General features: G+C 54.0%; 14 protein-coding genes. 8 read left to right on the top strand and 6 right to left on the bottom strand.

Annotated features, from left to right (window positions below):
- Positions 1-52: 52 nt before the first annotated feature.
- The gene (locus tag W822_RS41380; RefSeq protein WP_024006649.1) at positions 53-715 is read right to left on the bottom strand and encodes a GntR family transcriptional regulator; all 663 of its coding nucleotides are present in this window, start codon (positions 713-715) and stop codon (positions 53-55) included.
- 150 nt (positions 716-865) lie between these two features.
- Here W822_RS41380 and proC point away from each other — a divergent pair, with 150 nt between their 5' ends.
- The 5 genes from proC to modA all read left to right on the top strand — a co-directional run bounded on the left by proC (position 866) and on the right by modA (position 5,431).
- On the top strand, positions 866-1,666 hold the full coding sequence (gene proC, locus W822_RS41375; RefSeq protein ID WP_031243383.1) for a pyrroline-5-carboxylate reductase: 801 nt from the start codon (positions 866-868) through the stop codon (positions 1,664-1,666).
- A 188-nt stretch (positions 1,667-1,854) separates the two neighbouring features.
- Positions 1,855-2,844: an ABC transporter substrate-binding protein gene (locus tag W822_RS41370; RefSeq protein ID WP_253272327.1), complete on the top strand. Its 990-nt coding sequence runs from the start codon at positions 1,855-1,857 to the stop codon at positions 2,842-2,844.
- On the top strand, positions 2,844-3,866 hold the full coding sequence (locus W822_RS41365) for a FecCD family ABC transporter permease (protein WP_024006646.1): 1,023 nt from the start codon (positions 2,844-2,846) through the stop codon (positions 3,864-3,866). Before W822_RS41370 ends, W822_RS41365 begins: the two co-directional genes overlap by 1 nt.
- On the top strand, positions 3,859-4,698 hold the full coding sequence (locus W822_RS41360) for an ABC transporter ATP-binding protein (protein ID WP_024006645.1): 840 nt from the start codon (positions 3,859-3,861) through the stop codon (positions 4,696-4,698). Before W822_RS41365 ends, W822_RS41360 begins: the two co-directional genes overlap by 8 nt.
- Entirely contained in the window at positions 4,691-5,431 is a 741-nt protein-coding gene (gene modA, locus W822_RS41355) for a molybdate ABC transporter substrate-binding protein (protein ID WP_024006644.1), read from the top strand. The genes W822_RS41360 and modA overlap by 8 nt, the downstream gene beginning before the upstream one ends.
- A 60-nt stretch (positions 5,432-5,491) precedes the next feature.
- Here the strand turns inward: modA and W822_RS41350 are convergent, their stop codons facing one another.
- The 5 genes from W822_RS41350 to W822_RS41330 all read right to left on the bottom strand — a co-directional run bounded on the left by W822_RS41350 (position 5,492) and on the right by W822_RS41330 (position 9,692).
- The gene (locus W822_RS41350; RefSeq protein WP_024006643.1) at positions 5,492-5,941 is read right to left on the bottom strand and encodes a RidA family protein; all 450 of its coding nucleotides are present in this window, start codon (positions 5,939-5,941) and stop codon (positions 5,492-5,494) included.
- On the bottom strand, positions 5,941-7,164 hold the full coding sequence (locus tag W822_RS41345; protein ID WP_024006642.1) for a pyridoxal phosphate-dependent aminotransferase: 1,224 nt from the start codon (positions 7,162-7,164) through the stop codon (positions 5,941-5,943). Before W822_RS41345 ends, W822_RS41350 begins: the two co-directional genes overlap by 1 nt.
- Positions 7,165-7,234: 70 nt before the next feature.
- Positions 7,235-7,696 (bottom strand): acyl-CoA thioesterase, encoded by a 462-nt coding sequence (locus tag W822_RS41340; RefSeq protein ID WP_051401820.1) that lies wholly within the window; start codon positions 7,694-7,696, stop codon positions 7,235-7,237.
- Positions 7,697-7,701: 5 nt separating this feature from the next.
- Positions 7,702-8,892, bottom strand: a complete 1,191-nt coding sequence (locus W822_RS41335) for a CaiB/BaiF CoA transferase family protein (protein WP_024006640.1) — start codon at positions 8,890-8,892, stop codon at positions 7,702-7,704.
- A 5-nt stretch (positions 8,893-8,897) separates the two neighbouring features.
- Complete coding sequence (locus W822_RS41330) at positions 8,898-9,692, bottom strand: enoyl-CoA hydratase (protein WP_024006639.1); 795 nt, start codon at positions 9,690-9,692, stop codon at positions 8,898-8,900.
- Between the two features lie 209 nt (positions 9,693-9,901).
- Here W822_RS41330 and W822_RS41325 point away from each other — a divergent pair, with 209 nt between their 5' ends.
- The 3 genes from W822_RS41325 to W822_RS41315 all read left to right on the top strand — a co-directional run bounded on the left by W822_RS41325 (position 9,902) and on the right by W822_RS41315 (position 12,279).
- Positions 9,902-10,828, top strand: a complete 927-nt coding sequence (locus tag W822_RS41325; RefSeq protein ID WP_024006638.1) for a LysR substrate-binding domain-containing protein — start codon at positions 9,902-9,904, stop codon at positions 10,826-10,828.
- Between the two features lie 90 nt (positions 10,829-10,918).
- Positions 10,919-11,680 carry an IclR family transcriptional regulator gene (locus W822_RS41320; RefSeq protein ID WP_024006637.1) on the top strand — a complete coding sequence of 254 codons (762 nt, stop codon included), beginning with the start codon at positions 10,919-10,921 and terminating at the stop codon, positions 11,678-11,680.
- A 146-nt stretch (positions 11,681-11,826) separates the two neighbouring features.
- Positions 11,827-12,279, top strand: coding sequence for a MaoC family dehydratase (locus W822_RS41315; protein WP_024006636.1), 453 nt, complete (start codon positions 11,827-11,829; stop codon positions 12,277-12,279).

Below are 12,279 nucleotides of genomic sequence, written 5' to 3'. Positions count from 1 at the left end.
CACCGAACCCTGTCTGGGGTGCCTCCAGAGCCTTTCTGCTACGACAAAATCATCAGGCAAGCTGTTGTACAGCACTACGAAACGAAGCAGACACTTCTTTCTTGGACTGCTCTATATGCTTGCGCAACAGAGCAACGGCCAGCGACACATTAGCCTGTTCACAGGCATCGACAATCTGCAAATGTTCTTCGTGTGAACGAGAGCGGTTGGCAGCCATCGACACGTGCAGGCTCAGCAGCCTGCCCATATTATTCTGCAGCGAATTGATCATGGCAAGCAGTCGTGGATTATTGGCCGGGATATACAGGCACTCATGGAATTTCTTATTCAACTCGCTCCACTCGCGCGCGCTCATGGCCTGATGATAGGCAACAAGCAGCGTACGCGCATGCTCGATATCCGAAGGCACCATATTCGGGATAGCCAATTCTAGTGCCCTGCACTCCAGCCCGATACGGATATCCAGCATCTGCTGATAATCTGCAACAGTAAATTTTGCAACCGTAGCACCTGAGTTTCTTGTAATGACAACCAGCCCTTCCGATTGCAAACGCATCAAGGCTTCCCGCAGCGGTATCTTGCTGACGCCGATTTCCTCGGCGGTCTCATCCTGCCGGATTGGGGACCCTTCCGCGATGGCGCCATCCAGGATCCGCTGCTTCAATTCGGTATAGGCGCGTTGGGTTGCGGACAACATTACTCGTGATTTAGTCATCTTTTATCTTTGGTTTTCTTAGTAGCAGTTTCAATGATGTTTTACCCCATTCGGGAACCACATCAAAAGATACGATTAATTAGATAAGTATACGATTTTGACTCTCAATAATCATTGGCAAAGGCCAATATTGCATAAACAGGAATGGAAATGAACATCTTATTTTTAGGCTATGGAAAAATGGGCAGTACATTGGGTGAAGCGTGGCTCGCACAAGGCATTGCCAGTCAGATTACTGCGGTCGACCCACAGGCAGATAACAATGAATTCCAGGCGACAGTTGTAAAGCAGGCCGTGCCGGTCACCGAGTCAACTTTCGATCTGATTGTCGTAGCAGTCAAACCCGCACTCGTCGGTCAGGTGCTGTCATGCCTGCCTGCGCAAACGGGAGCGGATACCTGCATCGTATCGCTGGCAGCGGGTGTCACCACCCAGCGCCTGCAGACCGCCCTCGCTATACCCGCGCCGGTCGTGCGGGCGATGCCCAATACCGCTGTTCAGGTTCTTGCCGGGTGCACCGGTCTGTATACCAGCCAGCCCTTGTCTGAGAAGCAACACGATATGATTACAACGCTGTTCGACAGCGTGGGACGCGCCTACTGGCTAGAAAAAGAACGTGAGCTGGATGCTGTAACTGCAATTAGTGGCAGCGGACCGGCCTATTATCATCTGTTCAGCGAGGCCCTGGCCGACAGTGCACTGGCATTGGGATTGCCGCCGGGCATCGCGACCGACCTTGCAAAATATACTGCACTGGGTGCGGCCAAACTGCAATGCCTGCCTGATTCCGATCTGGCAGCCTTGCGTCGAAACGTGACCTCGCCCAATGGCACGACACATGCTGCCATCGAAACGTTTGAACAGGCAGGCGTCCTTCGCCAACTGGTAGCAGCCGCGACCAGCGCCGCTTATCGCCGCTCGATTGAATTGGGCCAGCCGGATCGACAGTGATGTGGTGTCCGCCCACAAGAGGTATCAAACAATGAATGGCCGGTCGGCTTGCGCCAGGTAAATATTCGATATATAGTAAATTACATATCGAATATTTACCTATCCAGATTATTACGCCCATGATTTTCCAAGCCAGATTCATCCCTCACGCCATTGCCGCGTTCATGCTATTTTGGGCTGGCGCAGCCATGGCGGATCGCACAGTCACCGATCAGTTGGGTCGCAAGGTAGAGATACCCGATAACGTCCGCCATGTCGTTGTGCTTCAACACCAGACACTCAATATCCTGGCCCAGCTGGGCGCTGCGGACAAGATCGTTGGCGTACTGCAAAGCTGGAAAAAACAGCTTGGCCCCGATTTCGCCCGTTTCTATCCACCACTGGAATCCATGCCGACACCTGGTGATCTGGCCAGCGTCAATATCGAAGCTGTGCTGGCGCTCAAGCCCGATGTCGTATTTATTACCAATTACGTACCAGACGATATGCTTAAGCAACTCGAAAGCAGTCGCATACCCACGATCGCCATTTCCCTGCGCCGGGACAACCCCGGTCAGGCCCATGCTCTGAATCCCAGCCTTGATAATGAAGACACCGCCTATACCGAAGGCCTGAAAGACGGCATCCGCCTGATTGCAGACATCACCGGTACAACTGACCGTGCCGAGTCGCTCATTACTGCTGTTGAACAGTCACGCAAAAGACTGAGCGGAAAAATAAACGCATTGCCAGAAGCAAAGCGCAAGCGGGTATATATGGCGAACCCGGAACTCACGACCTACGGTTCCGGCAAATATACCGGCCTGATGATGCAGCATGCCGGCGCCATGAACGTGGCAGCCAAAGACATCAAGGGCTACAAAAAAGTCTCCATGGAAGATGTCCTGAAATGGAATCCGGAGGTCATTTTTGTGCAGGATCGATATTCACAGGTGGTCGATGAAATCAAAACACAGCCTCAGTGGAAGAATATCGATGCAGTCAAAACAGGCAATGTTTACCTGATGCCCGAATACGCCAAGGCCTGGGGCTACCCCATGCCCGAGGCCATTGCCCTGGGCGAAACCTGGATGGCCAAAAAACTCTATCCCGATCAGTTTGCCGATACCGATATGCAGGCGCTTGCCGACCGTTACTATTCTGCCTTCTATGGCATGAAGTACACGCGTCCCCATTGATGCGCGGCGCTGTCTCTGCCAGAGTGATATTGCTGGTTCTGGGGCTCGCGTGGCTCGGGTTGCTGGCATGTTCGCTTACGCTGGGTCGATATCCGATATCGCTGTCGAATCTGTCAGCGATTCTCCTGGAACCTGTCATGCACACCGCAGCACAGGGCAATGATATTGAAAAAACGGTGGTCTGGACGGTGCGCATGCCGCGCATTCTTGTTGCTTCACTCGCTGGCGGCGGGCTGGCAGTAGCAGGCGCGGTACTACAGGGCGTGTTCCGCAATCCCCTGGTCGGACCGCATATTATCGGCGTCTCGACCGGCGCCACGGTCGGCGGCGCACTCAGCATATTGCTGGGCTGGGGTGCCGTGGGATTGCTGGCCAGTGCATTCGGCTCGGGCATGCTTTCCCTGTTGCTGGTGTATGCGGTCACGCGTACTTTGCCGCGCGCCAATACCCTGGGTGTCGTCCTTGCCGGTGTTGTGCTTAGCGGCTTTTTTGCCGCTCTGGTCAGCTTGATCCAATACGTCGCTGACTCCGAAGAAAAATTACCGGTCATTGTCTATTGGCTGATGGGCAGTTTTTCAACAGCGACCTACGCAAAACTCACATTACTGGCCGGACCCACGCTAGCTGCGACCGCCCTGATGCTTATACTCGCCTGGCGTATTAATATCTTGTCGCTGGGCGATGAAGAGGCTCGGGCATTGCATGTGAATACGGGCCACCTGCGATGGATGCTCCTGACGGCGGTGGCTATCGTCGTCTCTGCCCAGGTCGCGGTCAGCGGCAGCATCGGCTGGGTTGGTCTGGTTATCCCGCATGCGGCACGCCTCCTCACAGGCCCTGATCATCGCAAGCTCTTGCCTGTTTCGTTCATGATGGGTGCAGTGTTCATGGTGTGCGTGGACAATGTGGCACGCAGTCTCACAGGCAGCGAGATTCCGTTGAGCATACTGACCGCAATCATTGGCGCACCCGTGTTTCTTTGCCTGTTGCGGCGCTCGCAGAGCCGGGGGTGGAGTGGCTGATATTGCTGTCAACGTACGTGATGCCGCATTTGCCTATGCGAAAACGGATCCCGTCTTCAAGGACATCAGTTGCGACATCCGGTATGGCGCCATCTTTGCCATACTCGGACCCAATGGTCAGGGCAAAACGTCGTTCATGAAAACGCTCATGGGATTGCTGCCCCTGTCCGCAGGCTCGATCGTGCACAGCGACATTATCGGGTTCGTCCCACAAAGCTTTGCGCCCGCCTTCTCCTACTCCGTTTTCGACATCGTGCAGATGGGTCGCGCCATGCATCTGTCAGCCCTGCAATCGCCTTCCCGACTGGATCGGGAGAAGACATGGGCGGCATTGGCATCAATGCAGCTGGAACGCCTGGCAGACCGCGAATTCAATGCGCTTTCGGGAGGCCAGAAACAGCTGGTCCTGATCGCCAGGGCCATTGCAATGGAATGCCGGATTCTGCTGTTGGATGAGCCCACTTCGGCGCTGGATCCCGGCAACCGCCAACGCGTCCTGAAACTCATGCAAAAGCTTGCACAAGACGACAATATTGCAGTTGTGTTTTCAACGCACGAGCCGGTTCACGCGCTTGCCATTGCCGATCAGGTCATGCTCATGAGCCCCTATGCCGCCCCGCTGGTGGGGAAACCGGATCAGGTGCTCACCTCGCAACGGCTGTCCCTGGCCTATGACACGCCGCTGAAGGTGCTGAACATAACCCATGATGGACATGAATACAAAACGGTGATTGCGGTCGATCCCGATACGAAACCGATAGCGAATCGCCCCTCGCCTGAATACGCAAACATGATCAACAATGTAAACCGCCAGGAGTCACAAATTGAATGAAGCCATTGTCGTCTATGCTGCCGGAAGCCTGAAACGTGCTTTGACAGTCCTGTTCGAGCGATTTGAGCAGGACAGTGGACTATCGGTTCACGCGCAATTCGGACCGGCAGGCTTATTGCGCGAACGCTTGCAAAAAGGCGAACGCGCTGATCTGTTCGCCTCTGCAGACCGCGCAAATCCTGCGCGTCTGGTTGCAATGGGGCTGGCCGTCAACTCACAACGATTTGCTAGGAATGAGTTATGCGCAGTGGTCAAAAATAATTCGGACATCTGCACCGAAACGCTGCTGACGGCAATGCTCGATCCCCTGCTGACGGTCGGAACATCGACGCCAGTGCTTGACCCCTCCGGGGATTACGCAGTACAAGTATTCGAGAAGGCGGATCAATTGCGGAACGGCGCAAGCGCTATTCTCAAAAGTAAAGCGACCCCTCTTGTTGGAGGCAGAACGTCGACTCCCATACCAGACGGATGGGCTGCGAGTGAGTATCTGGTGGACTCGGGTACGGCCGATATTTTCCTGTCCTACGCCAGTTATCGTGATGCCATCGAGCTGGCTGGGCGAACCCGGGTCATTGAATTGCCCGGACCGCTGCAGATCCAGGCAGACTACGTCATGGCAAGTATGAATCCCGAAAGCGGCCACGTGCTTGCCTTGCGTGCATTCATTATGAGCGAGGCTGGACAGGCGATATTGAAACAATTCGGATTCCGCGACCATGCTGGCTGTTGACGCGTCGCTGACTATGCGTCCCGTAAATGGCCTGGCTATGACACCCTTCTATTTCTGTCATCATGTTGGTCGGGCTTGACCAACCCCGACCGTAAGCTGTATTTCGACCGGCGCCTGGCCCGGCAGCGAAGCCGTGCCCAGCGCCGTTCGGCTGGCAACTCCGATTTCGCCTAATACGTTCATCAGGCAATTCGAAGCCAGGTCTGCAATGCGCGAATGCGCTTCGAAATCCGGCTCGGCATTGATATACACAATCAAGTGCAAGATCTGAACCAATTTCTCATCTTCTCTGATTAGCGATGAAACCGCGTCCAGCGCGTTTATGCAGGCCAAATGCACTGCTTCCTGATGTATATGAAAAGAATCACTCGTACGAATTTTTCCACTGAACAGCAGCTTGCCATTCTGCCTGGGCGTCATGCCCGCACTCCAGACCACGTCGCCATGGCGCCGTGCCACCACATAGTTGCCTTGTGGCACGGGCAAAGCCGGTTGCGTTGACGCTCCCATCAACGATACCGTTGTATAAGTTGCACCATTCTGTCAACCGCATGTACCGCCGCCTGGTGGTTCTGCGAAAAATTCAGGCGCACACTGTCCTTGTGCCGCGGACCGAATTCCGTCCCGATGGTAACCGTAACGCCTGCCTCTTTCCTCAAGACGCCTGCGAAGTCCAGTGTCGATACGGACAATGTCGGCAAGGTAGGAAATAGATAACTGCCCGCTTCCGGTGTTCGTACCGACGCGCCGTTAATCGTGCGCAGTTTCGCAACCAGATCATCGCGGATCGCCTGGTGCTGAGCGATGCGCTGCGCCATCCAGCCTGCCGGTTCCGAAAACCAGGCGTTCAGGACGGCCTGGTTATACCCGGCCGCTCTTAACGACACAATGGCCTGCAACTTTTCCATGCGATCAATAACGGGCAGGGAACCAAAAGCCACGCCAAGACGATAGCCGCTGAGCGATTCGGTTTTGGACGGCCCCATGATGGTCACCACCTTATCCGGATCGATTTCAGCAGCACGCAAATGCGTATAGCCTTTTCCGTCATATAACAGGCGTGAATACAATTGGTCCACGATGACAGTGACACCGTAGCGGTTCGCCAAACTGGCGATCGTACCAATTTCGTCTTCGGAGTAGATTACACCGGCAGGGTTGTTCGGATTAGAGAATACAAACAGTTTGGCGCCCGACTTGAATGCGCTTTCCAGTTCGTCCAGATCCAGGCCTGCCCTGTCGGTCTGGGCCGCATAATGCAAGCGGACCGGTGTGATCTCGGCTTCAAGGAACTGAGCGATTTTGCGGTTCGCAAAATAATCGGGCTGGACAATGGCCACCTTGTCCCCCGCCGTGATAACAGATGCCATGGCAAGAAACAGCGCGCCCTGGGAGCCTGGCGTAAGGATGAGCGAGTCGTCATTTTCTATCGGTTTTCCAGTAAATGCAGCCAATTTGGAGGCTAAGTCCTGTCTGGTCTGGCGGCCTCCCCGATACTCTGTATATGCCTGCCGGCCGCCGCTGGCATAGCCAGCGACAAAAGCCTCTTGCGCGCCCGGGCTGGGAAGAAAGGCATCGACATCACCGTGAGAAAAATCGACAGGCACGCCCGACAGCTCTCCTCCTTTCAGCGCAACTACGCTGCCGCTGTCACCGATCCGGTTTATTCTCGTTTCCTGCCCCGGTGCGTTATCGGCGGCCAGTTTCAAAAATTTGGTTTCAATTAAATCCATATCAAATCACCTTTGAAGAATAAAAAATACGCCCATCTCGCAGAAACTGTTTTCGCGAATGCGTAAAGCGCTAGTCCGCATGCGTCATGAATGACTCGCAGTGCTCTCTTAACGACTGCGGCATCGGGGCGGGCCTGGAAGTACGTTTGTCCAGCCAGACCCAGGTAGCACACGCCCGTGCATACAAACGGCCTGTGGATACGGAATCTGCAATATCAAATCCAAGATCCAGACTGCTGTTGCCCAGACGACGAGAGCGAATATCCACGATCAGGTCGCATGGGTATGGAATCGGACTTAAAAAATCCGCCCCGACAGTTGCGACGACAGGCATCAGGTCCGGTGCGATTTGCGCCAATTCGAGTGATGCAGCCCATTGCATACGCGCTTCTTCCGCAAACCTGAGAATCACGAGATTATTCACTCTCCCATCTGCATCCATATCGCTCCAGCGCGTCGGAATGACCGTGCTGAACACAGGACGCGGAGGCGTTTCCAGTGACTTCATCGCAGCATCCCGCTGGGCTATCATCGTGCTCAAATGACCCCCTCCTGCCGCAGTGCTTCGATTTCCCGGTCCGAATAGTCGAGAGAAGTCAGTATTTCGACTGTGTTTTCACCGCGATCCGGTGCAGCTGTTCTTATTTCACATGGCGTTCGACTCATAGAAAAGGGCTGCGCCACCAGTTTAATCTTGCCGATCCGCTTGTGGTCAACGGGCGCCGCCATTTTCAGATGCTTGATTTGCGCATCGTCGAACATTTCGTTCACTCGGTAAATGGGTCCTGCTGCAACGTGTCCCTTCTCCATGATCGACAGCCATTCCGACGACTTCCTTCGGCGAGTAATATCAGACAGAACGTGATTCAGTTCATTACGGTGGATCGAGCGGTTTTCCTCAGTACTGAAGTTTTCCACTTCAATCAGGTCAGGCCGACCGATCGCGTTGCACAGGCGCAGAAACATCGCCTGTTCACCTGCAGCAATATTGATGTGCCCATCCGCTGTCGGATATACACCGGTGGGAATCGAGGTAGGATGGTTATTGCCCGGCTGAGACGGTATCTCATTGAGCATCAGCCAGCGCGCAGCCTGAAAATCCAGCATGGCGATCATGGTCTGGAGCAGCGATACTTGCACCCACTGGCCCTTGCCCGAGTCTTCCCGCTCAAAAAGCGCGGTCATAATGGCGAGTGCGCAATACAGGCCCGATCCGGTGTCTGCAACAGCGATCCCCGTTCTCATGGGACCATGCGCCGGATCACCCGTAATCGACATGAGGCCACCCATTCCTTGCACGATATGGTCAAATCCCGGGCGTTTGGCGTAGGGGCCGTCTTGCCCGAACCCAGAAATGCTCGCGTATACAATGCGAGGATTGATTTTACTGAGCGTCTCGTAGTCAATATTCAAACGGAATTTCACATCAGGGCGGAAATTTTCCACCACCACATCTGCCTTCTCAACCAGCCGGTAGAAGATGGCCTTTCCTTTGGGATCCTTCAGATTGATCGTCAAGGACCGTTTGTTCCTGTGCAAATTCTGGAAATCTGGCCCATCACGCATACCGCCCCATCCATCGCTGACCTCCATGGATTCGGGGCTTTCTATTTTAATCACGTCTGCTCCCCAATCGGCAAACTGGCGAATGCAGGTAGGACCGGCACGAACCCGCGTGAGATCAAGAACCCGAATACGCTGCAACGCTTTTCCATCTACTGGCTTCATGTTTTTCACTTTCCTTTGAATACAGGTGCTCGTTTTTCGGCAAAAGCCAACCGGCCTTCCTTGTAGTCGCCGCTGTCGAAGCAGACGTCTATCAAGGCCTGCGCCGCAGCCATATCTGTATGTCGTGCAGTTTGCTCCAGGCACAAATAGCTCTTTTTTATCGCCTGCAGCGTCAATGGTGCATTCAGACTGATGTTTTCAGCATAGGCTGCGGTGCGTTCCACCAGTTCCTCAGCCGGCATGACCTCGTGTACGAGCCCCATCTGCAAAGCTTGCTGCGCGCCGTATCGCCGCGCGGTAAAGAAAATCTCGCGCCCCTTGCTTTCGCCCACGATCCGGTTCAATCGAATAATCCCTTCATATCCGTATCCCACACCCAGTCTGCCGGCCGGAATCGCAAATACAGCCGAGTCGGAACAAAGCCGGATATCGCAACTCGCGGCGAAGTCCAGTCCTCCACCAATGCAGTAGCCGTTTATCATTGCGATAGTCGGCTTTGCGCAGAGATAAAATGCGTCGTACGCCCGCTCGCTAATAGCATGGTATTCCCTATTGTCTGAGGGACTCTTCCTGACGGCTTCAAATGAGCTGATGTTCGAGCCGGCGGCAAAAGCGCGGTCGCCGTTGCCACGCAATACGATCACGCGTATTTCCTCGTCGACTTCGAAATTCTTTACGAGATCGGGAATCGCTTGCGCCATATCCATGGAAATGGCGTTGTGTTTCTGCGGGTCGTTAAATTCGACCCAGCCGATCGCGCCCGTTTTGTACGCCCTGATTCTTTCGCTTGATGGTTTCATAGGCTCCCTGCATGCCAAATGTGATTTCAACGTGACGGTGTGCGTTCGTAAAAGCCGGCTCGTGGGATGGAGCCAGGCCTGTTGCGCCTTCCGTTCATTGCATGGGAGCACTATAGTCGAATATACTATGTCAATCTAATGCAAATATTAGCGAGTGTTATTCTAAATAAACATACACTCCACCGCGCATATTTCGGAAGGATTCCAACTTGAACCAGACCATGCCACCCTCCGTATTTTCCGCACAAATGCTGAAGATTCACGAAGTTGAAGCCTTCCGGGCCGTGATGCTCAGGGGCACCGTCACCGAAGCTGCGGTTATGCTGCACACCTCACAGCCCGTCGTCAGCAAGTTGCTCGCGCGCTTTCAACGAATCATCAATATCCGCCTGTTCGAACTACGAAAAAGCCGGCTTGTTCCCACGCAGGAGGCGTATATCCTGTTCAAAACCATACAGCGCACTTACATCGGTCTGGACCACGTCGCACAAACCATTTCCGAATTGCAGGGTGGCCACCGGGGTCGGCTGAGCATCGGCTGTCTGCCATCCTTCGGAATGGGGCCGCTAACCTCAATTACCGCAGATTTTCTCAAGCTGGAGCCCGAGGTGCAGATTTCCATCGAAACAGTCAACTCCAGCTTGATCCGGCACAGTGTGCTTTCCGGAAAAATCGATATGGGCATTATTGTTCCGTCCATCGATATGTCCGGCATGGAAGTGGAGCCGTTGGTTTCGGACCATCTGGTCTGTGTCATGGATAAATCGAATCCGCTCAGTTCAAGGCGAAAGATTCACATTGACGATTTACGAAACCAGCCCATGGTTTTCCCCTCCAGGGAAAGTGCAACGCGTGCCATGATGGATCAGATCTTTCTCGAGCAGGACTTCGCTCCGACAATCTCGGCCGAGACGAGTTATGGCATGACCATGTGCCTGCTCGCTTTGCAGGGGGCCGGTGCTGCATTGGTCAGCCCGCACGTGGCCATGCCTTTGAAGCGCGCTGGCCTGATCGTAAAGAAATTCGAACCCCAAGTGCAGATCGAGTTGGTGCTGCTGACCGCACTGGACCACCCCAGATCCAGGCTGGCCAACACCTTTATTGATTTTATGAAACAAGCGCTCGTCCCTGATTAATATCAATTTCAGTCCCACTTGTCCATCCTTCGTCGGCTTACCGCTGCCGAATATCGGAAAATCCTAAAATATGCAGGTAAACTGTCGCCCATGAGTATGAACGATGTCAAAAGCGCAAAGCGCGTCCTGGATATTCTCCAGTTTTTCGCCAGAACCCGAGAGCCCGCAAGTCTTTCACAGATAGCTGCGTCACTGGGTTTTCCGAAGTCGAGCTGTCTTGCCCTGCTTGACACGCTTGAAGGCGACGGCTATGCACATCAAATCGCCGGTCGCTATTATCTGACGCGCCGCTGGCTTCACGAGGCAAAAATTGTCTCCGCACACGATCCACTCATTCAACTGCTTCACCCGACGCTGGAGGGGCTTTGTAAAGAACTGGGCGAAACTGTCCTGTTAGCCCAGCGGACGGGCGAACAGCTGGTTTATCTTGACGTAGTAGAACCCGATTCCACCGTACGCTTCACAGCGAGAGTTGGACAATTCAAGCCACTCCACTGCTCTGCTTCAGGACGCGCCATTTTGGCGGGCATGCCGCCCGATGATCGGGAGCGTTTGCTCGCACGGATAAAACTGGACAGATATACAGAAAATACAATCCTCAGTTTGAAACGTCTGCGCTCACTGCTGAAAGAGGAAACAGAAAGAGGCTGGCATATCAATTTTGGGGAACATCAGGTCGATACCCTTTCCGTCGCCGCATCACTGGTCGTATTCGATACGCCATACGCGCTGGTTGTCGGCGCCCCGCTGACACGAGCCAGAGACCAGGCAGATGAAATCGGGCGGACGCTGGCGCGAGTCTGCCGGGACTTATCAGATCCGCTCAATAGCAGCGGGCGCCCCCAGTCTTAACCACGCACAGATCGACCCGCCAGTCGACGATCTCGGAACAACTCATCAAGAAAACGATTGCTGCGTATTTTTATGCGCGAACGTTGACACGCGCAAAATATGTATATAAACTTTTGTTCATAAATATGAACAAAAGGAGATGATGCATGGCTGGACTTTATTACGAACAGTTTTCCACAGGTCAGGCGTTCCAACACGCCTGGACCAGAACGCTCACAGAGATGGACAACGTCCTTTTCAGCTCGCTCACTATGAACGTGCAGCCCCTGCATCTGGATGCCCATTTTGCCGCTGGAACCGAGTTCAAGCGCCCTCTGGTCAATAGTCTTTTCACTCTTGGCCTACTGATCGGGATGACAGTCAACGACACCACCTTGGGCACAACAGTCGCCAACTTGGGCATGACCGACGTCACTTTTCCTAAACCCGTCTTTGCAGGGGACACGCTGCACGTGCGCACCACAGTAATATCAAAGCGCGAAAGCAAATCCCGGCCAAATGCGGGAATCGTCGAGTTCGAACACACCGCATTCAATCAGGACAACGTGGTGGTCGCAATCTGCAAACGCTCTGCTCTCATGCACAAGCAACCGGGCTGA

It is taken from the genome of Advenella kashmirensis W13003 (genome assembly GCF_000506985.1).
GTDB classification, from domain to species: domain Bacteria; phylum Pseudomonadota; class Gammaproteobacteria; order Burkholderiales; family Burkholderiaceae_B; genus Advenella; species Advenella kashmirensis_A.
The sequence above is the reverse complement of the archived record's forward strand: the minus strand, read 5'-3'. Positions and strand labels throughout refer to the sequence as shown.